Raw genomic sequence first — 23,346 nt, forward strand, 5'->3', positions numbered from 1 at the left:
TAAATTCTATTTTTGTTCAAAATAAACTAAAATAATGATTACTTCCGATAACATAAAAACCCTAAACACCCGCCTTGACAAACTAAGGCACTATCTTTGACATTGATGCCAAACTTATAGAAATACAAAACGAAGAAGAACAAACCTTCGACCCCAATTTTTGGAACGATTCAAAATCCGCTGAATTGGTTATGAAATCTATTCGAGTAAAGAAAAAATGGATTGAAGATTACAACACAGCCAAAACACTTGTTGAAGATTTAGAAGTGATTTACGAGTTCTATAAAGAAGGCGAAGCTACCGCAGAACAAGTTCAGGCGCGTTTTGATAAAGCCGCTACCCTTTTAGAGGATATCGAATTTAAAAACATGCTTTCTGATGAAGGCGACGGCCTAAGCGCCGTATTGCAAATTACGGCTGGTGCCGGGGGTACCGAAAGCTGCGATTGGGCAAGCATGCTGATGCGTATGTATTTAATGTATGCCGAAAAAAATGGTTTTAAGGTTAAAGAGCTCAACTTTCAAGAAGGTGATGTGGCTGGCATAAAAACGGTAACTTTAGAAATTGAAGGCGATTTTGCCTTTGGTTGGTTAAAAGGCGAAAATGGTGTGCACCGTTTGGTGCGTATTTCACCGTTTGATAGCAATGCGAAACGCCACACCAGTTTTGCCTCGGTTTATGTTTATCCATTGGTAGATGACACGATTGAGGTTGAAATTAATCCCGCTGATATCGAAATCACAACAGCGCGCTCTAGTGGTGCAGGTGGGCAAAATGTAAACAAAGTGGAGACTAAAGTGCAGCTTACGCACAAACCCACAGGTATTCAAATATCATGTTCGGAAACCAGGTCGCAGCATGACAATCGTACCCGAGCTATGCAAATGCTGAAATCGCAACTCTATGAAATTGAATTGCAAAAACAACTCGAGCAACGCGATGATATTGAAGCCAGTAAAATGAAAATTGAATGGGGCAGCCAAATTCGTAATTATGTAATGCACCCATACAAGTTGGTGAAAGATGTACGAACAGCCCACGAAACCGGTAATGTTGATGCCGTTATGGATGGCGACATCAACGCTTTTTTAAAAGCTTATTTAATGATGATGGGACAAAAACAAGAAGACGATAATCAATTATGAACAAGATAGATACCATAATTTTCGATCTGGGCGGTGTATTAATCGATTGGAACCCCGAATATGTTTTTTTAAATTTATTTAATGGCGACCGCGAAAAAACGCAATGGTTTTTAGATAACATTTGTACCAGCGATTGGAACGAAAACCAAGATGCAGGCTATCCCCTAGCGAAAGCTACCGAGGAGCGCATCGTTCTTTTTCCTGAATGGGAAAACGAAATTAAAATGTTTTACGGACAGTGGGAAGACATGTTGGGCGATGCCATTTCCGGAACGGTTGATATCCTAAAAAAACTGATAGATTCAAAACAATACAAAGTGGTTGCGCTTACCAATTGGAGCGCAGAAACCTTTCCAATAGCTTTAAAAAAGTTTGAATTTTTACATTGGTTTGAAGGTATTTTGGTTTCGGGTGAAGAAAAAACCAGAAAGCCATTTGACGAGATTTATCATTTAACCCTAAATCGTTTCAATATAAAAGCAGAACACGCCATTTTTATAGACGATAATTTAAGAAATATTGAAGCTGCCAATACATTAGGGATTCATGGTATTCATTTTAAATCGCCCAACCAACTAATCGAACAATTAAAAACCTTTAACATCAATTTATAATGATAAAAATATACCACAACAACCGCTGCAGTAAGTCGCGTTGCGGACTTGAAATTTTAGAGAAATCAGGAAAGGAATTCGAAATTGTTAAATATTTAGACGATACCCTTTCCGCGAAAGCGTTAAAAGAAATTATAGCATTACTAAAAATAAAACCGATTGACTTAATTAGAAAAAACGAAGCCATTTGGAAAGAACACTATAAAGGTAAAACGCTAACGGATGCCGAAGTTGTTAACGCCATGGCAAAACACCCTAAATTAATTGAGCGCCCCATTGTAATAAATGGCAACAAAGCCGTAATTGGCAGACCACCCGAACTTATTTTAGATATAATTTAGAAGTTTATCTTTTAACAAATCTTTAACCAATACAACTTAAACCATAGGTTATTTTTGCGGTCTAATACGGTAAAACCTAACCATGAACAAATTATTTATTTTTGCTTTCGCTTTTATTTTATGTATTGCTAACAGTAATGGGCAACCTAAAAATGTAGACAATCCAACAACGCCTTCTTCAGTTTCTAAAGAGGTATTAATAACAGGTAAAGTTATTGATAAAGAGACCCAAGACCCTTTGGAATATGCCACCATTGCTTTTTTTAGTAAAAAGAAAAACGAGATAGTTACTGGAGGTATTACCGACATTAATGGTAATTTTAGCATTCCAGTAAAAACCGGTGTTTACGATATATCGATTGAATATATTGCCTATAAAACCCAAAAAATATCGAATAAAGAATTAAAATCCGATGAGAACATTGGTGTGTTTTCTTTAGAGGTAGATTTCGCTTCCTTAGGCGAAGTTGAAATTATTGCCGAACGGACCACTGTAGAGATTAAACTCGATAAAAAAATATACAACGTTGGAAAAGATTTAACCGTAAGTGGTGGCACCGTAAGTGATGTTTTAGACAACGTGCCATCGGTTTCTGTTGATGCCGAAGGTAATGTAGCATTAAGAGGAAATGATAATGTACGTATTCTAATTAACGGTAAGCCTTCTGGTTTGGTGGGTTTAAATTCTACCGATGCCTTAAAGCAATTGCCCGCCGAATCCATTGAAAAAGTAGAGGTGATTACATCGCCATCGGCCAGATATGAAGCTGAGGGTACCGCTGGAATCTTGAATATTATTTTACGCCGCAGTAAATTATTGGGGCTTAATGGTGCCATAACTGGAAGTGTTGGTCACCCCGATGCCGCAAGCCTTTCGGGTAATGTAAATTACAGAACAGGAAACATCAACTTGTTTAACACCACATCTTACAGGTACCGAGAGTCTATTGGACGCTGGTACAACGATGTTAAATATAATGACATCAATACGCCAGATTTAGACGAAAAAAGAGATTGGACCGATGTTAGAAAAGGTTTCACTACCAATGCTGGAATAGAATGGTATATTAACGATTCGGCATCTTTAACCTCCTCAATTGTTTATAACAACGGTAATAGCGATAATAACTCTGTTAACAATCTCGTTCAGTTTAACAAACTTAATAATACAACAAGTAAAAGTGTGCGAAAGGATCCTGAAAGTGAAGATCGTGAAACCATTCAATATTCTTTAAATTTCACAAAGAATTTTGAAAAAACAGATCATAAATTAACCTTCGATTTTCAATTTGAAGATTCAAATGAAGATGAAAACTCTTTAATAAACGTTGATGGTACCGATACCGATTTTGTAACGACACTCGACAATCAATCCAACGTGCTATTGCAATCTGATTACACCTTGCCAATTGGTGAAATGAGTCAGTTTGAAATGGGTTTCCGTGGCGATTTTAGCGACCGTTCAACAGATTACACGGTAGAATTATTAAACACAAACACCGGAGAATTTGAGGTTAGCGAAGACCTTTCGAACTTATTTAATTTCAAACAATACGTTACCGCGGTTTACACGCAATACGGTAGTAAAATTGATAAGTTTTCTTTTTTATTGGGATTACGATTGGAAAATACAAGAACCACTTTAGACCAACCAACAAGTGGCGATTTTAAAAGAAAAAACCTTACGGGCTTATTCCCTACTGCAAACTTAAACTACGAATTTAGTGATAGCGAAAGTATGACGTTGGGTTATAACCGACGATTAAGAAGACCTCGTGGATTTATGTTGAATCCGTTTCCGTCACGCTCTAGTTTAACCAACGTATTTCAAGGTAATCCAGATTTAGATCCTACCTATTCTGATAAATTTGAGTTGGGTTATTTAAACAGATTTGGAAAATTTACGCTAAGCACCGCGGTATATTACGAACACTCTACAAATGTAATGAGCTTTGTAAGTAGAGAAACAGGTGAAACCGTTATTATAGATAACGAAGCATTTCCTGTAATAGAAAGAGGCCCTGTAAATTTAGCTACCGATAAACGTTCGGGGTTTGAGTTTAATTTAAACTATAGCCCTACGCGTAACTGGCGTGTAAACACCGATTTTAATCTTTTTAAATTAAAAAGAGCTGGAGAGTTTAATGGTATCGATTTAAGTTCGGACGCTTTAACTTGGAGAGCGCGTTTAACCAATAAATTAACCTTACCATACAAAATCGATTGGCAAACCAATATGAATTACAGAGGGCCAAGTGATGACGCCCAAAATAATAGAAAAGGACGTTTCTCTGCAAATATGGCATTTAGCAAGGATTTGTTTAAAGATAAAGCCTCAATCGCATTTAATGTTAGAGATGTATTAAACAGTGCCGTATTTAAAAACCATATTATTACCGATACGTTTACGTCCGATCAAGAAATACAGTTTAGAGGCGGGCGCACCTACAATTTGGCATTTACGTACAGATTTAATCAAAAGAAAAAACGTGAACGCAATCGCGATTTTGATGGTGGCGATATGGAAATGTAATATGAACTAGATTTTGGAGCGCTGTGCTGACAGGATTAAGAACCAAGACTTATATATTACTAAGTTTTCAGTTTTAAAATACCTGAGCAAATAATTTTACCCAAACGATTTACAAACAGCTGCAAACAAAAAAGGAAGCTAAAATTAGCTTCCTTTTTTATTATATAAACTTTATGTTTTACGCCGCTTCAGCTTCACGCTTTGCTTTCTTTTCTGCTCTCATTTCCTTTAATCTTTCCATTAAAGCACCACCAATCCAATAAGGGATTACAAAAGTTAACAAAAAAATCATTAACCAAAAACCGATTGTTAATATGGTTAAAAATGCTAAAAATCCTAAATATTGGTCAAAATCAAACATAATTTGTAAGTATCTTATTAAAAATCTTATGCAAAGATATAATAAACCGATTTGTTATACAATATCAAATTTAAAATTAATGCACAATTTTATAAATTGAACCGTTTCGTTTTAAAAGGGTCTTCGCATACAAGTCCAATTTATTTTTTCAATAAAATCTTTTCCTAATTTAAATTAGGTTGTGGCGTCATTCTTAAATAAGGCTTAACTTCTTTAAATCCTTTTGGGAATATCGCAGGAATATCGGCTGTTGCCACTGCCGGAACCACCACGCAGTCGTCTCCATTTTGCCAATTGGCTGGTGTTGCTACTTTGTGATAAGCCGTGAGTTGCAGCGAATCGATAACGCGCAACAGTTCATCAAAATTTCTACCCGTTGACGCGGGATATGTTATTATAAGCTTCACCTTTTTATTATTGTCAATCACAAAAACCGAGCGCACGGTAAGATTATTATCGGCATTCGGGTGAATCATATCATAAAGCTTTGAAACCTTTTTGTCTTCATCAGCGATAATAGGGAAATTAACCGTTGTATTTTGGGTTTCGTTAATATCTTTTATCCATCCGTGGTGCGACTCTAAACCGTCTACACTTAAAGCGACTACTTTGGTATTGCGCTTATCGAATTCATCTTTATATTTAGCCACTGTACCTAATTCGGTCGTGCAAACAGGCGTATAATCTGCAGGGTGCGAAAACAAAACACCCCAACTATCGCCCAACCAGTCATGAAAATCAATTGTTCCTTCTGAAGTTTGTGCGGTAAAATTCGGTGCTTCATCACCTAATCTAATGGTTGCCATAATTTATAATTTTGTATGATTAAACTTTAATCCTACTAAATTAATAGATTTTAACCAAAACACGCAAAAAGTTTCGTTATTTATATGTTAAAAAGAAGTCGTAAAAACAAACAAATATCATAATAAAAACCAAGCAAAAACAATTAACTTTGTAACTTACATTTAATTGATTATTACGATGAGCTACAGAATAGAAAAAGATACGATGGGCGAAGTAAAAGTGCCTGCTGATAAACTTTGGGGTGCACAAACCGAGCGCTCTAGAAATAATTTTAAAATTGGAGCACCCGCGTCGATGCCTCTGGAAATAGTTTACGGTTTTGCTTACTTAAAAAAAGCAGCGGCTTACACCAACTGTGAGTTAGGCGTATTGCCTATTGAAAAGCGCGATTTAATCGCACAGGTTTGCGATGAAATTTTAGATGGTAAACACGACGATCAATTTCCGTTGGTTATTTGGCAAACCGGTTCTGGCACGCAAAGTAATATGAATGTAAATGAAGTGATTGCAAACCGAGCGCATCAAATAGCCGGAAAAACTATTGGCGAGGGCGAAAAAACCATTCAGCCCAATGATGATGTTAACAAATCGCAATCGTCTAACGATACCTTTCCAACGGGCATGCATATCGCCGCATATAAAAAAGTGGTTGAGACTACCATTCCGGGTGTAAAACAACTGCGAGACACCTTAGATAAAAAAGCTGCAGCCTTTAAAAATGTCGTTAAAATTGGTCGTACCCATTTAATGGATGCTACGCCATTAACGCTTGGGCAAGAATTATCGGGCTACGTTGCGCAATTAAATTACGGGATTAAAGCTCTAGAAAATACATTGCCACATTTAAGCGAATTAGCTTTGGGTGGAACTGCCGTTGGCACGGGATTAAACACACCTAAAGGTTACAGCCAACGCGTTGCCGAATATATTGCAGAGTTTACAAAACTACCATTTGTAACCGCACCAAATAAATTTGAAGCTTTAGCGGCACACGATGCCATTGTAGAAACCCATGGAGCTTTAAAGCAACTAGCGGTATCCTTAAATAAAATTGCAAACGATATTAGATTGATGGCCTCTGGACCACGCTCAGGTATAGGGGAAATTACAATTCCTGCCAACGAACCAGGTAGCTCTATCATGCCTGGAAAAGTGAACCCAACGCAGTGTGAAGCCTTAACCATGGTTTGTGCACAGGTTATGGGTAACGATGTTGCTATTGGCGTTGGTGGTATGCAAGGGCATTACGAATTGAATGTGTTTAAACCGGTGATGGCAGCAAACATTTTGCAATCGGCTCAATTAATAGGTGATGCCTGTGTGAGCTTTGATGTGAATTGTGCTGTAGGTATTGAACCTAATCAAGAGGTGATTACAAAGTTGCTAAATAATTCGTTAATGTTGGTTACGGCCTTAAATACCAAAATAGGATATTATAAAGCAGCTGAAATTGCAAATACGGCCCATAAAAATGGTACCACTTTAAAAGAAGAAGCCATTAATTTAGGTTACGTCACTGCAGAAGATTATGATACATGGGTTAAACCCGAGGATATGGTGGGAAGCTTAAAATAAAGAATGAACCTATCGCATAAAAAAAACAGGTATTAAAATACCTGCTTTTTGGTTGGTTTGCTATCAATTGTCCATTGTTCTTAACAATTAACAAGGAAAATCTGAATCAAATATATCATTTACCTTAGTATTATTAATTAACATTTGTTAATTGATTGTTTATTTTTTTTCTAATTCTACTTAATTGAACAGAGGTGATGCCCAAATACGATGCAATATGGTATTGCGATATTAATGCATTTACATTGGGTATTTCCTTCTGCAATTGAAGATAGCGCTCGGTAGCATTTAATGATATTGACTCTACCAATCGCTTTTCATATTTAATATATAAATTTTCTAAAATTTTGGTATACAATGATTTTAAAACCAAGTTTGTATCGCATAAATCCATTATTTTATAATAATTGATTTCATACACTTTACAATCTGTTACAGCTTCAAAAACAAAAGTGGAAGGTTCTTTCTTCATTAAAGCCGTTAATGAAGCTACAAAACTAACTGGTAAATAAAAGCTTTTGTTAAACTCCTTGCCTGATTCAGTTATTAAATAGCATCGAATAATTCCTGAAACAATCATAAATGCCTTTGATGGCACATCACCCATTTTTACGAGCTGTGTCCCTGCCTTTATTCTTTTAAAAGTGGTTATTTTTTTAATCTCATAAAAATTCTCTTCTGATATATCCGAAATAGAATTTAAAAAATTATAATTTCTATGCATTATTCTTGGGGGTTCGTATTTTGCAAAACCTAAAGTAACACCTTCCACTTCATTAATAATGAGTTTATCTACAATTTGCAAAAATACTTGTTAACGTGCTTATTATATTTTATAAATCTTAAAAAAAATCCATAAAAAAACCTCAAGTAAAAACTTGAGGTTTTGCTCTTAAGTGTTATATAATAATGTTTACTTCAAGGTAAACTCTGAGCTAGATATTAATTCCTTTTCGTTAAATACATTAACGGTGTAACGGCCTTTTTCAAACTTGCTATCGCCTTTAGAGGCTACAAACTCGCAAATATTAAGGCTTCCGTTTTCGTAGTTAAACTTACTAATTATACTGTAGTTTAAAGTTTTCTCACCAAATTCTACTTGCTCGTTAGAGCCTAATGTATTGTTCTTAGGATCGATAACCTGTACGTACAATTCTTGGTCCCCAGCTTGTACTAAAGCATTTTTAGCTACTGTAAAACACACTCTAATTTTATCAACTCTACTTGCTCTTTCCGTTGGAATTAATTTACCAGAAGTTCTTTCAATAACGCCAAATCCTTTTAAGCCAACCGTATTTAAAACCGCTGCATTTTCAACAACTTCAGCTAAAGCCGTGTTTTGTACCAATAAAGAATCTGTAAACATTGTGCGCTCTTCTAAGCGTACTCGTGTGCTATCTAAAGAAGTTGCTAAGTACGAGTTTTCTACTCTAAGCGAATCATTTTGAGCCAACAATACATCCATTTCTTTTTGAAGTGATGCGTATTTTTGCTTATATCTCCATAAGCTTTTTACGTTAGTTTCAGATATTTTTAACGAATCTATTAAACCTTGAATACGCGTTCTTGCATCAATTAAGTTTTGATTTGCCACTTCGTTTTCTCCAATGGCCTCATCGTATTGTTTAGCCATGGCGTTTAAATCGTTCATCACTAACTGCTTTTGCTCTGTTAATTCTTTGGTGTTTTTATCGCTTTCACTTTTTAAATTGAAAGTATAGAACAATGTTCCCAAAAATAAAACCAAAGCGATTCCTAAAGCCACTTTTAATCCCGTACTACTTTTGCTATTTTCCATAATTTTTACTTGTTTTAATTTTTTGTTTCTAATGTTTTTAATAAATATTGATTAATTTTAATACTTAAATTAAAGTAAACCATAAATGGATAAACTCGTTTTATTTAACCCTACTACACGTAATAAATTATTAAATAAACGCTCTGGCGAATCCAAATTTGGAGAACATATTAAAACGTTAACCAGCATTTCCAATATATACGAACAACTTAAAAATTTGGATGTTACGCATGTTATAATTGGTCTGCCCGAAGATGTCGGAGTGTTCGCAAACCACGGTAAACAAGGGACTTCACGCGCTTGGGACGCCACATTAAAAATTTTATTAAATATTCAAAGCAACACGTTTACAAAAGCAGATTCTGTTTTAATTTTGGGCCATTTAGATTTTACCGAAGAATTACTGGCCGTTTCAAAACTCAACACAGATAAAAAAAGCGATATTAAAAAAGCCCGCAAAATTGTGGAGCGCATCGATAACGACGTTGCCCATATCGTTCAACTCATTGTTTCGGCCGGCAAAAAAGCCATCGTTGTTGGTGGTGGACACAATAATGCCTATGGCAATATAAAAGGCACATCATTGGCTTTAAACAAACCCATTAACGTTGTTAATTTTGACGCGCATTCCGATTTTAGAGCTGAAGAAGGCAGGCACAGCGGCAATGGTTTTAGTTACGCTTTCGCGGAAGGATTTCTTAAAAACTACTTCATCTTCGGATTACATGAAAATTATACATCGGAAGCTATTTTTAAACTCCTGAACGAAACAAAATCCATTACATACAATACGTTTGAAGACATACAAATAAAAGATAAATTAAGCTTTGATGATGGGATGTTTCACGCCTTAAACCATATTTCGAAAAAACCATTTGGCATTGAAATAGATTGTGATGCCATTGAGAATATTCCCAGTAGCGCTATGACACCAAGTGGATTTAGCGTTAATCAAACCAGGCAGTTTGTCAACTTTTTTGCAAAACATAAAAACGCAACTTATTTGCACATTTGCGAAGCTGCACCAAAAAAGAAAACCGCAAATTTGGTTGGCAAACTCATCACCTATTTAATTACCGATTTTATAAAAGCCGATGCCGATTAAGATTATTCCTTTTGATAAAACCTATGCAAAAGACTTTTATAGGTTAAATATTGAATGGTTACAAACCTACTTTTATGTTGAACCTTTTGATGAAGAAGTTTTAAGCAACCCCGAAACGTATATAATTAATAAAGGCGGCCATATATTTATTGTAAAACTGAACAATGACATAGTTGGCACCGTAGCACTAATGCCCATGGGCAACAAAGGCCTTTTCGAACTAACCAAAATGGCGGTTTCGCCAAAACATAGAGGCTATAAAATAGGGCAACAACTTATGCAACATTGTATTGATTTTGCTAAATCCATGGAATTTCCAAAGCTTATCCTCTACTCTAACACCAAACTTGAAAACGCCATTTATATTTATAAAAAGTATGGCTTTGTTGAAATTCCCGTAGAGCCCAATAGTCCTTATAAACGTAGTAATATTAAAATGGAATTGGTGTTTTAGTTTTTTATAACTGCTTATTTATGGAATAATTTTCAAAATTTTAAAATGAGGGATTCATAATTATTAAATGATGATTCCGTCACGTAAAAAATAAAACAAAAAAAGCCTTCAATTTCTTGAAGGCTTTCGTTTTATTAATAGATTTCCGTCTACACGGAAATGAACAAAATAATGTTTTCAATTATTTCTTTCCGTCCATTTTATCTTTAAGCGCTTGTAACGCATCGTTCGCATCACCTAAAGTTGGTTTTGCTTCGGCAGCTTGAGAAGCTTGCTTCTTAACAGCAGCTTTTACATTTTTAATCTCTTCAGCTTTAAAAATTGCCGTGTGAGATGCTACAACACGTTTAAACTCTTTATTAAATTCAATGATTTTGAATTCTGCTTCTTCACCTTTCTTAAGTTTAGAACCATCTTCTTTCTCTAAATGACGAGACGGTACAAAAGCAACGATATCTTCGTTAAACTCAATGGTAGCACCTTTGTCAACTATTTCAGAAATAGCAGCTTTGTGAACAGTATCTAAAGCAAATTCAGTTTCATATTTATCCCAAGGATTATCAGTAGTTTGTTTATGACCTAAACTTAATTTACGCCCTTCAACATCTAATTCCAATACCACAACATCTAACTTGTCGCCAACGGCACAAAATTCAGATGGGTGCTTGATTTTCTTAGTCCAAGATAAATCTGAGATATAAATTAATCCGTCGATACCTTCTTCCAATTCAACAAAAACACCAAAGTTTGTAAAGTTACGTACAATACCTGTGTGCTTAGATCCTAATGGATACTTAGAAGTAATATCGGTCCATGGGTCTGGAGTTAATTGCTTAATACCAAGCGACATTTTACGGTCTTCTCTATCTAAAGTTAAGATTTGAGCTTCAACCTCGTCTCCAACAGAAACGAAATCTTGAGCCGAACGTAAATGCGTTGACCACGACATTTCGGATACGTGAATTAATCCTTCAACACCATCGGCAACCTCGATAAATGCACCGTAATCTGCAATTACAACTACTTTACCTTTTACTTTATCACCAACTTTTACAGTATCGGCTAAAGCTTCCCATGGGTGTTTGCTCAATTGTTTTAATCCTAATTGGATTCTTGATTTATTCTCATCAAAATCAAGGATTACCACATTAAGTTTTTGGTCTAATTCTACAATTTCGTTTGGATGATTAATTCTAGACCACGATAAATCTGTGATATGAACTAAACCATCAACACCACCAAGATCGATAAACACACCGTAAGATGTAATATTTTTAACAACACCTTCTAGTACTTGACCTTTTTCTAATTGACCAATAATTTCTTTCTTTTGTTCTTCAATATCAGCTTCAATTAAAGCTTTATGAGAAACGACTACGTTTTTAAATTCGTGGTTTATTTTCACCACTTTAAATTCCATAGTTTTATTTACGTACTGGTCGTAATCTCTAATTGGTTTTACGTCAATTTGAGAACCTGGTAAGAACGCTTCGATGCCAAAAACATCTACAATCATACCACCTTTAGTTCTGCATTTAACAAAACCGTTAACGATTTCACCAGTTTCGTGTGCTTTGTTTACGCGGTCCCATGCCTTAATTACACGCGCTTTTCTGTGAGATAATACCAACTGTCCTGTCGCATCTTCACGCACATCAATCAATACTTCTACTTTGTCGCCTTCTTTTAAGTCTGGGTTGTAACGAAATTCGTTTAAAGAAATTACACCTTCAGATTTTGCGTTGATGTCGATAATGGCATCACGATCTGTAATGTGCACTACCGTACCTTCAACCACTTCATCATCTAAAGTGTCAACGAAATTTTCGGCTACTAATTTTTCAAATTCTTGCAATTGTTTGTCATCAACTTCATCAATTCCTTCTTCGTAATTGTGCCAGTTAAAGTCTTTTAAGAATTTTTCAGGATTTGCTTGTGCTTCAGATACTACTGGAGCTTCGGCAGTTTTTGTTTCTACTGCTTCAGTCGATTCAACTTCAGCTTGTTTTGCTTTTTCAGCCATTTAATAAAATTGTGTAATGTAAATTTAAGTTTTTCGCTTTCGCGGAAACACGAATACATTACGGTTTTTGTATTCTGTATGTTATGGAAGATTTAAGCAAATATCACACAGAAGCGTTATTTTTGTTATAGTTTCATTCCTTTTATCTTTCCAATAATTCGCTAAAAGGAGTGCAAAAATACATATTTTCAACAAATTAGCCTAATTTGATATAACTATTTTTATGCTACCTCATGTTACCTCTAACTTTAGTGAGACTCGTTATAACCCGACCTTAACTGGATTTTGTCTATTTCTGGTCAGTTAAAATAGAATTGGTGTTATGTTATGTTAGCTTTACTCCATTTTTTTTATGATACATGTAACGTGTAATTTAATATCTACCAACAGCTTAGAAAAAAAACATATGCTTTTAGAAAGTTCTTGTTTAAATTCCAGTCGATATGTAATAAGTTTGCCATGTGACTAAGAAAGACCATAAAAAGTACACTACTATTATAACATTACTACTAAATGTTTTTATGTTATTAGGGCAAACCCCCACACATAACTATTTGCAAAATATTTCTGCTTTACCAGATATTGAATTTTACGATATTACTGAAGACCTAGATCACTTCATTTGGCTGGCAGCCAATAAAGGCCTTTTTAGGTATAATGGAAACACATACCGCAAATTTATTCATCCCGAACAAAAATCTAATTCTCTCTTTCAGTTAAAATTTGATGCCAAAGAACAACTCTGGTGCAACAATATTTACGGACAAATATTTTTTATACAAAACGATAGTCTTACACTTTTTTATGATGCCAACAAACTAGTAAAAGGACAATTAGCGCCATATCAGATTTTAGAAAAAAGCGTCCGATTGTTTACCGTTACCGGAATTTACGACATTGATAAATCTACCAGAAACGTCACTAAAATTTTTGAAGGCATGTGCATTGACAATGCTAGTTTTAATGAGATAAACTACACATTTGTTATCAATTTGGAAGGATCAACCAAGCGCCACCGTATTTATAAATTTGAAAATACCACTGCAAAAAAAATTCTAGAAATTAAAAGTTCGCAGCACATCCAAACCCCAAAGCTTTTTGCTTTTAAGGATGAAGTCTTTTTTACGCATACCTCTGCATCTGGAAACATTTTTTATTTGATTAATGCAGAAGAAAAAACCTCAGAAAAAATTAACACTCCAAACCAATTAAAAGACGAAACCATTTTTAAAATCTTAAAATTTAATGAAGAGTATTGGTTTTTAACCAGCTCTGGAGTATTTGTTTTCAATCTATTAAACCACAATTTAATTTTTAAGGAACATTTTTTTGAGACAGAATCCATTACAGACCTCGAAATAGATTTTAATAGTAACTACTGGTTTACAACACTTAACAATGGTGTGTTAGTATCGCCAAACCTAAAAATTAAATTCTTAGAATTAAACCATGTTAAAGCTAACATAACCGCGTCTGTTGGTTTAAAAAACAATAATTTTGTATTGGGCACAAATAACGGAAAGTTATTATTTTACAAACAAGACCATCTTGTAAAAATTATAGAGTTACCAGGGAAAAAGTTTATTGGAAAACTGTATTTTGACACTGACAACGAAAAATTAATCGTTAGCATTAACGCCTCAGAATCGTTTGTAGTAGATTTAAACACTTATAAGGTAAACGACGTAGCAAACACTTTTTCGGTTGCAAAGACTTTTTCAAAAATTAACGATAGTACTTTATTTTACGGTAACTACCGCCAGGGTGTTGTATACAAAAACCCCTTTGGCAAATTAAAAAAACAGGTTGTTAAGGATAGTCGTGTTAAAGCTTCATTGATATTTAACAATCACTTGTTTGTGTCGTACATCGATGGTGTGTTTAAATACGATACAGCATCATTTGCTTCAGAAGAGCTAAAACGCAATTCCAAAAGCTTATTAGTTAATAGTCTTACGAAAAGCAATGATGCAATGTGGTTAGTGACTCAGCACAACGGCTTGCTTAAATTTAAAAATAATACTTGGCTAAAATCAGAAATCAAACTACCAAATAATCTTCAAATCAATAAAATACATGCCGATGAAAATGTATTATGGATTTCAACAGATGCTGGCTTGTATCAGTATCAAGTACCAAGTAAAGCCCTTAAATTGCTAGGTGCCCAAGATGGTTTAAATACCGCGGTAATTGATTTTTTGATACTACATAATCAAATAATTGTAACCTTACCAAAAGCGTTTTTTATACTTCCTAAAACACAAGACTTATTTAAAACCTATAAAACATCAAAGGTTAAGGTAGAGGCGGTAAAAATAAACGATCGAGATACTTTAGTTGCTAGCAGTTATAAATTACCTTACGATTTAAACAAGATTGGCATAACATTCAATTCTAACGGGTTTCAATCTAACCAACATGTTAAATATCAATACCGTGTAAAACAGATTGATTCAAGTTGGCAAAACATACCATTACATACACACTTTGTCAATTTTAATAGTCTGTCTAGTGGCATGTATACGTTTGAGCTTAAAGCACAAAACATAAGCGCAAAACAACCTGTTTTTGCAACACCAATAACCTTTACAATAGCAAAACCATATTGGGAAACCTATTGGTTTTATGCCTTGGTCCTAGCCACAATAATAGGCTTGGTTTGGTTTTATTTTAGAAGGCGATTGCAACAAAAAGAAAGGCAGCGAATTGCAGAAATTGATAAAATTTTAATCGATAAAAAAATAACGAATTTAAGGTTAGAAAATCTGCGCTCGCAAATGAATCCGCATTTCATTTTTAATGCTTTAAATTCTATTCAAGATTATATTATTTCTAATGAAAAGGAATTGGCAAGCTCGTATTTAGTCAAATTTAGCCGATTAATCCGAATGTATTTAGATTACAGTCAGCAAAACGAAATTACTTTAGAAGAAGAATTAAACGCTTTAAAACTCTATTTAGAGTTAGAAAAAGTGCGTTTTGAAGATGAATTGGAATACAAGATTACAATTGATAATCAGTTAAAAACAAAACAAATTAAAGTACCGTCATTATTCATCCAACCTTATGTTGAAAATGCGTTAAAACACGGATTAATACACAAATTAAATAACCGAAAATTACATATTGAAGCAAAAATAATTCAGCAAAATAAAATGCAAATTACGGTTGAAGACAACGGAATTGGTCGTGCCCAATCAGAAACATTAAAACGACCAAACCTACACCACAAACCTTTTGCAACCAAAGCCAATGAAGAACGTGTGCGCCTTTATAAAAATAAATTAAAACGTGATATAGTCATAATTACTAACGATTTGTATGGCGACAACGACGTTGCCGCAGGAACAAAAGTGGTTATCACCATGCCAATACATTAAAAATATGAAAGCGATAATTATAGACGACGAAAAACGCGCTAGACATTTACTATCCAACCTACTAGCTGAACATTGCGTAAGTATTACAAACATTAAAGAAGCGCAAGATTTAGCATCTGGTGCAGATTTGATTAAAACCAGTAAACCTGATGTTGTTTTTTTAGATATTGAAATGCCTAATCAGTCTGGATTAGACATTTTAGAATACTTTCCAGACCAGATTGATTTTAAAATCATTTTTGTCACAGCATATAATCAATATGCAATTGAAGCTTTCAAACTATCGGCTGTAGATTATCTCTTAAAACCAGTTGATACCAACGAATTAAAGGAAGCTGTTGCAAAAGCCGAAGAAGCCATAAAAGCCAACAAATTAAACGACCAATTAAACAAGTTGCGCGACTCGTTAAAGCAGCTCTCTATGGATAAAATTGCTTTAGAAATCCCGAAAGGAATCATGTTCGCATCGCACAATGATATTGTGTACTTTGAAGCTGATGGTATGTACACCAACGTACAACTTATTGATGGCAAACAAAAAACCATTTGCAAACCGTTAAAGCATTTTGTAGAGCAATTAGAACGCAACCCGATGTTTTTTAAATGTCATCGGTCGTATTTAATCAACTTAAAATATGTGGACGAATTAGTTAAAGACGATGGCGATTTTTTATTGATGAATAACAAAAAAAGAATACCTATTTCAAAATCGAAACGTTATCAGTTCTTGGAAGTCATTAAGGAAACGTTTATGTAATAGTTATTTTAAAACTCCCTTTTCATTCAGAAAGAAAAACCACTACTTTAGAAAAAACCACATTAAGAATGATTGTTTAGTTGCTTATTTTGAAGTCTATTAAACACAATTCTTATGAAAAAAATAATATTATTAGTAGTATTGGCATTAAGCTACAATACCTCAAATGCACAATTTGGCAAAATGTTAAATAAGAAAGCCAAAGCAGCAGTAGAGAAGAAGTTAGACAAAAAAGAAACGAACAATTCATCTTCAAAATCTGAAAACGCTTCAGGAATGGTAGGCAGTTCTTCAATATCAAATCAAAATGCATCAAAAACAGAATACACTGATGAAGAATTTAAAGCAGAATTAGCTAAAAAATATCCAAACGACCAAGCAAAACAAGATTTATACTATCAAAAATATTTAGAGAAAGAGCAACAAGAAGCCGAAACTAATAAGCCAAAACAAGATAATACAGTAAGCGATGATTTTCTATACATGTCGTATCCGTTTGCGATGACAAAAGGCATGAGCGCAGTAGGTGTTGATCGTGTAAAGCTAAGACGCCAAATAACAGACATGGGTGATAATGTAGATGTGTTACCAGCACAAGATCCAGATTATGCTTGGTTACGCTTTTTAACCACACCAGAGTTGGAAGCCATGTCGCCAGAAGGTTATATTGGTTATGAGTTGGTTTCAGGTATGTTTACAACCAAAGTTGGCGCAGATCGATCACAAACGCTAGAGCTTGGTACAGGCATGCCAATTTTGGTAAGAGGTATGTTAATTGCAGACGATGTGTTTGTCATTTATGCCGCATCTCATCAAGGCGGACACGCATTTAATGTACCATCGTACATGCATGAAAAAGATATTACCATTCTAAACGTAATTGGTAAAGGCGAGCAACAATTTCATTTAGAGTGGTTGGAAAAGGCAAAGCCAATTGTAAAAGAATTTGAAGCTACCTTAAAGGCCAATTATGATGCTGCCGCAAAATCAACTATGGATGCCATAAAAATGCCAAAAGCTGGTAGTATGAATAGTAAGACGTCACTAGTAAATTTTGCTAAAGAAAATGTTTCTAAAACCATTGCCAAAGATGGTGCTAAACTTTTAAAGTTAAACATAGTATCTAACGATTGGAGTATTGTAAAAAACAAATACACAGGTCGTATTTTATACCGTTGGATTAAAGGCGCATTTACTGAAAAAAATAGAAATAACGACTGCTATTTACAAGGTTTTTTAATCAAGCAACAGTACAATGGAAGTGGTTATGGAAGCTCTCAATTTGGTGGCATTATCCACGGACAAATGCCTTACGGACAAAAAATGAATTGCGAATAAAACCCAATCATATTGAGTATGTAAAGCCTGTCATTAAAAGCAGGCTTTTTTTATGACTAATATGTATGTTTAAATTTTTTTCATTCAGAAAGAAATTAGTGCTATTCAGAAAAAAGCACATTGAAAACCTTATATGTAGTAGTTGTTTTGTGGTTATAAATAAAAATAAATCTCAACTACAATGAAAAAAACATTACGCTTATTAACCTTTTTAGTGTTTGGTTTTACGCAAGCACAAACCGTAGTTTATGTAGATATTGATGCTACAGGAACAAACGATGGTACTAGCTGGGCAAATGCTTACACATCTTTACACAATGCCCTAACAAATACAACAACTGCTGGTGCAGAAATTTGGATTGCTGAAGGAACCTACACACCTTTAAACGCATCAACACCATTTTTAAATCAATATGGTGTAAATATCTATGGTGGTTTTGTTGGAACTGAAGCAACAAAAGCAGATCGAAACGTTGACCCATGGTTGCATCCAGTGTATTTATCTGGCGATATTAATGGAGATGATTTGGTAGAAGTGCCAAGTGCAACTTCCACAAATAAAACAGATAATGCCAGCCGTATTCTTCAAATAGAACCAAGTACTATTGGTGGTACAACATTGGTTCATGTGCAAGAAAATATTGTAATTGATCGCATTAACTTTGTAAATGCATATGGAGGAAGCGCTTTATATAGTCACCCAGCTGTAGGTTCAAACTTTACACAAAAACAAATAAAGTTAAGAAACTGTCGTTTTTCTCGTAATTATGCATCAACAAGACCAGCATTTGATGTATGGTCAAATGAGTCAGGAACCCCAGCAACTTCACCTTTTGAAACTTTTATAATGATTAATAGTATTGTAGATGAAAATGTGTCTTCAGTTGGTTATGCATTTGAGTTTAGAGGTTTGGCGGGTTATCTTAAAACAACTTTAGTTAATAATTTGTTTGTTGCTAATACAGTAACCGATGTAAATTCAGCAGGAAGTGTTGCACGATTTATTAGTAATGGTGCTAATAACATAAATGTAAATTTTGCAAGTAATACCTTAGCCTTTAACCAAGAAGGAGCTTCTTATGGTGCTGATGGCGGAAGTTGTATTTATTTTCAAAGAGTTTCAAATAGCGGTGGAATTGTTGGTAAGTGGTATAACAATATATATTATAGCAACCAAGGTACAGGTGAGTATGCTTTATCAAATAACTATACTATGGCATTTATTGATGTTGCTAATACTAATGCAAGGGACTTTACGACGCCTACTTACGATTTGCCAAACTCAATTATATTAACAGAAAGCCCATTTACAGATATTTACACAGGAGATTTTACACCTAAATCTGCTTACAGACAAAATGGTACAGCTTCTAATGCAGCTTATAATAATAGTGAAGTAGGTGTTACAGATTGTTTTAATAATGCTAGATATTACTCAGGTGTTAGTGTTATTGGTTTAGGTGCCATACAACATTCTAATGCAGGTATGCTTTATGGTCCTGGAAATATTGCAAGTTTATCATTACCACAAGTGCCAGGTATTTACTTTGTAGACCAAAATGCAACAGGTGCTAATGATGGATCGTCCTGGGCAGATGCATTTACATCTTTATATACAGCGTTAAGCTCGCCAAGTGTGTCTTCTGGATCAAGCCTTTATGTAAAATCAGGAACTTACTTAGCCAACGCAGGACCATATGTAATAGCAGATGATGCATTAAAAATATATGGTGGTTTTGATGGTACAGAAGCTCATGAGGCTGATAGAGATTTGTCTTTAATTTTTACTGGTAATGCAACTATTATTGATGGCGATATAAATGGAGATGATACTTTTGTTGATGGTTTTTTAACTGGAAATACAGCAGATAATGCTAATAAATTATTGGACTTAACAACAGACGGTGTTACTGTAGATGGATTTGTTTTTAAAGGAGCTAATTCTTCAGGAAATGCAATAATTAGTACAACTACTTCTCAGCTTTCAAACTTTACTTTAATGAATTCTGAAATCAAAGAAAATAATAGCTCAGGTTTATTATTCGATTGGAGAAATTTTGTAGATGATTTTACCGTATACAATACATCTATTCATCATAATGATGTCAATAATGGATTAATGTTATTACAAACACAAAATGATGATTTATCCTCTACTTTTGTAAATGTTAATATCTACGACAATAAGACAAATTCAGATTTTGGTTCTATTTGGTTTAGAACAGTAGGATCAGCAACTACAAATGATGTAAATATTATTAACTGTCATTTTGGAGGAAATGTACTTAGTGGTTTAGCTCAGCCTCACTTTTTTAATATTAGTGGGCAATCTACAACCAGTAGTTTGTCTATTGTAAATTCTATTATTTATGGAAACACAAATCCTAGCGGAAACCCAGTGATTGCAGTAGATAATTCTAAAACAGCAGAAGGTGATTTTACAGATCTTTACGTGGCCTACAGTATAGCACAATCCTTGAGTCCTAATGCTACTTCGGGTAATTACGCAACTGCAGCTTTAATTAGTGGCGATCCTCAATTAGATGAAACAGATGCTTACAAACCAACAGCGCTTTCAAATACCATTAATGTAGGCAACAATACAGCTTATATAATGGATTATCCGTCAGAAGATTTATCGTTCAATGCTAGAATATTCAATAATACCATAGATTTAGGGCCATATGAGTACAATCCAACTTTAGGCGTTAATGATGTAATTGTAAATACAAATTCAGTAAAACTATATCCAAATCCTGTAAGTGATAGATTATTTGTTAAGTCTACTGAGCAAGTTGACAACGTATTTATTTACACTATTAACGGACAGTTAGTAAAACAAGTAAATGAAGTTAATAATGAAATTGATGTAGCTAATTTACCAAGTGGTTTTTATTTAATTACCATAAAAAGTAAAGCAGCTGTAACCAGCAAAAAGTTTGTAAAGCACTAACTTGTTTTACGCAAATAAAAAGCATTCAGCTACATATAGCTGAATGCTTTTTTTATTTTGTTTTTTCTAAAGTATTTGTAACCAAACCCATCACCATATCAAACTGTTCTTGTAGCGACATATTTGAATTATCAATTTCTATAGCATCATCTGCTTTTACCAGAGGTGAATCTTCTCGATTGGTATCGATGTAATCACGTTCTTGCACATTTTTTAAAACATCTTCATAAAGAACCTTATCACCGCGTTCCAAAAGTTCTTTATAACGTCTTTTAGCTCTGGTTTCAGCCGAAGCGTTCATAAATATTTTAAGCTCCGCATCAGGAAAAACAACCGTTCCAATATCGCGGCCATCCATAACCACCCCTTTATCTTTCCCCATTTTCTGCTGCTGCTCTACTAATTTTTGCCTAACTTCAGATATTGCAGCTACCTTACTTACAAAACTTGAAACCTCTAGAGTGCGTATTTGTTTTTCAATGTTTATAGCATTTAAATACACTTCGGCAAAGCCTAAATCTTTATTGAATTTAAAATTGATATCAATTTTTGGTAATTGATTTATAAGCGCTTTTGAGTTAAAATCGGCCTCACAAATTAAACCATTTTGCATCGCATAAAAGGTAACGGCTCTGTACATGGCACCCGTATCGACATACACATAACCTAAATGTTTCGCAATTTGTTTCGCAACGGTACTTTTTCCGGTAGAAGAAAAGCCATCAATGGCTATGGTGATTTTTGACATATACTAAACTTAAAAGTGCCTAAAGTACTTAACATGCCTAAAGTCACTAGAAAATAATATTCTTTTTTGATGCAGCAAAAATACTTAAAGTGTGTTAAAGCTGAAAACAAATCCGCTTAAATCAACTTTAAGTACTTATTACTATAGTGCACTTTAAGTACTTTTTTACTGTAAATCTATTTGCAAACCAAAGAAGTTGGAATTCGCTGCACTTGTATATTTAGCGTGGGTATAGCTAAAGCGCATTTTATTCATTTTAATTGAAATACCAGCCGACAAACCTGAAAAATTGCGCTGGTCTATAATGCGCAGCTCCTCACCTCTTCTAAAATTATAACCTAATCTGATATTAAATCCACCTTCAGGAAACAATTCCGCTCCTAAAATAGTATGCCTGATTACTTGTCCTAAAAATCCAATTTTTTCGTCGGATTGATTACCGCTTAAATCGCTTGTAGTTCGTGCCGGATTTGGTCTTGCTATTGGCCAGTTTTGAAGATTTTCAAACGTAACGTGCCAACGAATGGGTACATGCTCTAAGGTTTGCGACATGCCAAAATCGACTTCAAAAGGTAAGGGTTCGTTTAAACCTGCATACGTTGTTATTTGGGTTCCTAAGTTTCTAACGGCAACGGCAGCATGAAAATCCAAATCTTCATTATTGTACAATAATCCCAAATCCACAGCTGCACCAAAGGAACTGTACTGTTCTAATTTTGAGCTTATCAATTTTAAGTTGCCGCCAAAATAAAAATCGGAATAGCCAATTTGCATCGCATAACCCATAGATAAAGCGGCTTCGTTTCCTGTAAAGGTTCCGGTTTCGTTTCCGTCTTCATCATAACCTTCAAAAGAACCATAATTTATATAGGTAACCCCGGCGTGAAAGGTTTGTGTGTGCCTATCAACGGTATATGCGTAAGCGGCAGTTCCGTAACCAATTCCGCCCAAATAACTGGTGTAATTAACGGCTAATTGATTGTCCATCGCAACATTAATAGTGGCTGGATTATAAAGGGCTTGGGTAACGTCGTAATCTACATTAGTCAATACTTTACCACCTAAAGCGGCTTGACGTGGCGAGGACACCAAATTAAGAAATTGGTAAGTCGCTTCACCTCCAACTTGAGCAAAAGTTAAGCTGCCTACAAACAAGCAAAAAATAGTGATAATTTTCTTTAGCATATTTACTCGATAATCGAGGTTTAAATGTTTCGAGATTTAGCTCGAAATCAAAATTAAAACCTCTAAAGCCCCGTGCTTTTGCACCGAGGTAGTTTACCGCCACAAAGTAAACAAATCTATCTTAAAACGATAGTATGTATTTTTTATTTTAAATGAAAAACATTCCTTAAGGTTGCAGTTGCAATTGTCATTCCCTTGAAATGGGGAAACATAAAAAAACCCCGATTGA

At 34.6% G+C, this 23,346-nt stretch carries 18 protein-coding genes; 11 read left to right on the forward strand and 7 right to left on the reverse strand.

What is annotated here, in order from left to right:
* Positions 1-34 precede the first annotated feature (34 nt).
* The 4 genes from prfB (at position 35) to RNZ46_RS15700 (ending at position 4,633) form a co-directional block, all read left to right on the forward strand.
* Positions 35-1,145, forward strand: a protein-coding gene (gene prfB / locus RNZ46_RS15685; RefSeq protein ID WP_316983115.1) for a peptide chain release factor 2 whose coding sequence is annotated in 2 segments (ribosomal slippage) — positions 35-97 and positions 99-1,145 — 1,110 coding nt in all. Because the reading frame shifts where the segments join, the coding sequence is not laid out codon by codon here.
* Positions 1,142-1,759, forward strand: coding sequence for an HAD family hydrolase (locus RNZ46_RS15690; RefSeq protein ID WP_316983116.1), 618 nt, complete (start codon positions 1,142-1,144; stop codon positions 1,757-1,759). The genes prfB and RNZ46_RS15690 overlap by 4 nt, the downstream gene beginning before the upstream one ends.
* Positions 1,759-2,100 (forward strand): arsenate reductase (glutaredoxin), encoded by a 342-nt coding sequence (gene arsC, locus RNZ46_RS15695; RefSeq protein WP_316983117.1) that lies wholly within the window; start codon positions 1,759-1,761, stop codon positions 2,098-2,100. Before RNZ46_RS15690 ends, arsC begins: the two co-directional genes overlap by 1 nt.
* An 82-nt stretch (positions 2,101-2,182) precedes the next feature.
* On the forward strand, positions 2,183-4,633 hold the full coding sequence (locus RNZ46_RS15700; RefSeq protein WP_316983118.1) for a TonB-dependent receptor: 2,451 nt from the start codon (positions 2,183-2,185) through the stop codon (positions 4,631-4,633).
* Between the two features lie 178 nt (positions 4,634-4,811).
* Here the strand turns inward: RNZ46_RS15700 and RNZ46_RS15705 are convergent, their stop codons facing one another.
* Positions 4,812-4,994 (reverse strand): hypothetical protein, encoded by a 183-nt coding sequence (locus RNZ46_RS15705; RefSeq protein ID WP_316983119.1) that lies wholly within the window; start codon positions 4,992-4,994, stop codon positions 4,812-4,814.
* Positions 4,995-5,158: 164 nt separating this feature from the next.
* Positions 5,159-5,800: a peroxiredoxin gene (locus RNZ46_RS15710; RefSeq protein WP_316983120.1), complete on the reverse strand. Its 642-nt coding sequence runs from the start codon at positions 5,798-5,800 to the stop codon at positions 5,159-5,161.
* Between the two features lie 178 nt (positions 5,801-5,978).
* Between RNZ46_RS15710 and fumC the strand changes: the two genes are divergently transcribed.
* Positions 5,979-7,376 carry a class II fumarate hydratase gene (fumC, locus tag RNZ46_RS15715; RefSeq protein ID WP_316983121.1) on the forward strand — a complete coding sequence of 466 codons (1,398 nt, stop codon included), beginning with the start codon at positions 5,979-5,981 and terminating at the stop codon, positions 7,374-7,376.
* Between the two features lie 133 nt (positions 7,377-7,509).
* On the opposite strand, the gene RNZ46_RS15720 is transcribed toward fumC, so the two are convergent.
* On the reverse strand, positions 7,510-8,181 hold the full coding sequence (locus RNZ46_RS15720) for a Crp/Fnr family transcriptional regulator (RefSeq protein WP_316983122.1): 672 nt from the start codon (positions 8,179-8,181) through the stop codon (positions 7,510-7,512).
* Between the two features lie 108 nt (positions 8,182-8,289).
* Positions 8,290-9,174 carry a DUF8428 domain-containing protein gene (locus RNZ46_RS15725; RefSeq protein WP_316983123.1) on the reverse strand — a complete coding sequence of 295 codons (885 nt, stop codon included), beginning with the start codon at positions 9,172-9,174 and terminating at the stop codon, positions 8,290-8,292.
* Between the two features lie 85 nt (positions 9,175-9,259).
* On the opposite strand from RNZ46_RS15725, the gene RNZ46_RS15730 reads away from it, so the two are divergent.
* Complete coding sequence (locus tag RNZ46_RS15730; protein ID WP_316983124.1) at positions 9,260-10,279, forward strand: formimidoylglutamase; 1,020 nt, start codon at positions 9,260-9,262, stop codon at positions 10,277-10,279.
* Positions 10,269-10,733: a GNAT family N-acetyltransferase gene (locus RNZ46_RS15735; RefSeq protein WP_316983125.1), complete on the forward strand. Its 465-nt coding sequence runs from the start codon at positions 10,269-10,271 to the stop codon at positions 10,731-10,733. Before RNZ46_RS15730 ends, RNZ46_RS15735 begins: the two co-directional genes overlap by 11 nt.
* Positions 10,734-10,914: 181 nt before the next feature.
* Here RNZ46_RS15735 and rpsA read toward each other — a convergent pair whose 3' ends face one another.
* Entirely contained in the window at positions 10,915-12,756 is a 1,842-nt protein-coding gene (gene rpsA, locus RNZ46_RS15740) for a 30S ribosomal protein S1 (RefSeq protein WP_316983126.1), read from the reverse strand.
* 461 nt (positions 12,757-13,217) lie between these two features.
* Between rpsA and RNZ46_RS15745 the strand changes: the two genes are divergently transcribed.
* The 4 genes from RNZ46_RS15745 to RNZ46_RS15760 all read left to right on the forward strand — a co-directional run bounded on the left by RNZ46_RS15745 (position 13,218) and on the right by RNZ46_RS15760 (position 21,184).
* Positions 13,218-16,136 carry a sensor histidine kinase gene (locus tag RNZ46_RS15745; RefSeq protein WP_316983127.1) on the forward strand — a complete coding sequence of 973 codons (2,919 nt, stop codon included), beginning with the start codon at positions 13,218-13,220 and terminating at the stop codon, positions 16,134-16,136.
* A gap of 4 nt (positions 16,137-16,140) precedes the next feature.
* Positions 16,141-16,893 (forward strand): LytR/AlgR family response regulator transcription factor, encoded by a 753-nt coding sequence (locus RNZ46_RS15750; RefSeq protein WP_316983128.1) that lies wholly within the window; start codon positions 16,141-16,143, stop codon positions 16,891-16,893.
* Positions 16,894-17,007: 114 nt separating this feature from the next.
* Complete coding sequence (locus RNZ46_RS15755) at positions 17,008-18,231, forward strand: hypothetical protein (RefSeq protein WP_316983129.1); 1,224 nt, start codon at positions 17,008-17,010, stop codon at positions 18,229-18,231.
* A 181-nt stretch (positions 18,232-18,412) separates the two neighbouring features.
* Positions 18,413-21,184 (forward strand): T9SS type A sorting domain-containing protein, encoded by a 2,772-nt coding sequence (locus RNZ46_RS15760; RefSeq protein ID WP_316983130.1) that lies wholly within the window; start codon positions 18,413-18,415, stop codon positions 21,182-21,184.
* Positions 21,185-21,236: 52 nt separating this feature from the next.
* Here the strand turns inward: RNZ46_RS15760 and cmk are convergent, their stop codons facing one another.
* Positions 21,237-21,932, reverse strand: a complete 696-nt coding sequence (cmk, locus tag RNZ46_RS15765; RefSeq protein WP_316983131.1) for a (d)CMP kinase — start codon at positions 21,930-21,932, stop codon at positions 21,237-21,239.
* Positions 21,933-22,097: 165 nt separating this feature from the next.
* Positions 22,098-23,117: a type IX secretion system protein PorQ gene (gene porQ, locus RNZ46_RS15770; protein WP_316983132.1), complete on the reverse strand. Its 1,020-nt coding sequence runs from the start codon at positions 23,115-23,117 to the stop codon at positions 22,098-22,100.
* Between the last annotated feature and the right edge of the window lie 229 nt (positions 23,118-23,346).

It is taken from the genome of Hwangdonia lutea, assembly GCF_032814565.1.
GTDB classification, from domain to species: domain Bacteria; phylum Bacteroidota; class Bacteroidia; order Flavobacteriales; family Flavobacteriaceae; genus Hwangdonia; species Hwangdonia lutea.

Excerpts from the sequence above, each read along its gene's own strand:
- RNZ46_RS15690 (WP_316983116.1), top strand. The coding sequence starts at position 1,142 with ATGAACAAGATAGATACCATAATTTTCGATCTGGGCGGTGTATTAATC.
- arsC (WP_316983117.1), top strand. The coding sequence starts at position 1,759 with ATGATAAAAATATACCACAACAACCGCTGCAGTAAGTCGCGTTGCGGA.
- RNZ46_RS15700 (WP_316983118.1), top strand. The coding sequence starts at position 2,183 with ATGAACAAATTATTTATTTTTGCTTTCGCTTTTATTTTATGTATTGCT.
- RNZ46_RS15705 (WP_316983119.1), bottom strand. The coding sequence starts at position 4,994 with ATGTTTGATTTTGACCAATATTTAGGATTTTTAGCATTTTTAACCATA.
- RNZ46_RS15710 (WP_316983120.1), bottom strand. The coding sequence starts at position 5,800 with ATGGCAACCATTAGATTAGGTGATGAAGCACCGAATTTTACCGCACAA.
- fumC (WP_316983121.1), top strand. The coding sequence starts at position 5,979 with ATGAGCTACAGAATAGAAAAAGATACGATGGGCGAAGTAAAAGTGCCT.
- RNZ46_RS15725 (WP_316983123.1), bottom strand. The coding sequence starts at position 9,174 with ATGGAAAATAGCAAAAGTAGTACGGGATTAAAAGTGGCTTTAGGAATC.
- RNZ46_RS15730 (WP_316983124.1), top strand. The coding sequence starts at position 9,260 with ATGGATAAACTCGTTTTATTTAACCCTACTACACGTAATAAATTATTA.
- RNZ46_RS15735 (WP_316983125.1), top strand. The coding sequence starts at position 10,269 with ATGCCGATTAAGATTATTCCTTTTGATAAAACCTATGCAAAAGACTTT.
- rpsA (WP_316983126.1), bottom strand. The coding sequence starts at position 12,756 with ATGGCTGAAAAAGCAAAACAAGCTGAAGTTGAATCGACTGAAGCAGTA.
- RNZ46_RS15750 (WP_316983128.1), top strand. The coding sequence starts at position 16,141 with ATGAAAGCGATAATTATAGACGACGAAAAACGCGCTAGACATTTACTA.
- RNZ46_RS15755 (WP_316983129.1), top strand. The coding sequence starts at position 17,008 with ATGAAAAAAATAATATTATTAGTAGTATTGGCATTAAGCTACAATACC.
- RNZ46_RS15760 (WP_316983130.1), top strand. The coding sequence starts at position 18,413 with ATGAAAAAAACATTACGCTTATTAACCTTTTTAGTGTTTGGTTTTACG.
- cmk (WP_316983131.1), bottom strand. The coding sequence starts at position 21,932 with ATGTCAAAAATCACCATAGCCATTGATGGCTTTTCTTCTACCGGAAAA.
- porQ (WP_316983132.1), bottom strand. The coding sequence starts at position 23,117 with ATGCTAAAGAAAATTATCACTATTTTTTGCTTGTTTGTAGGCAGCTTA.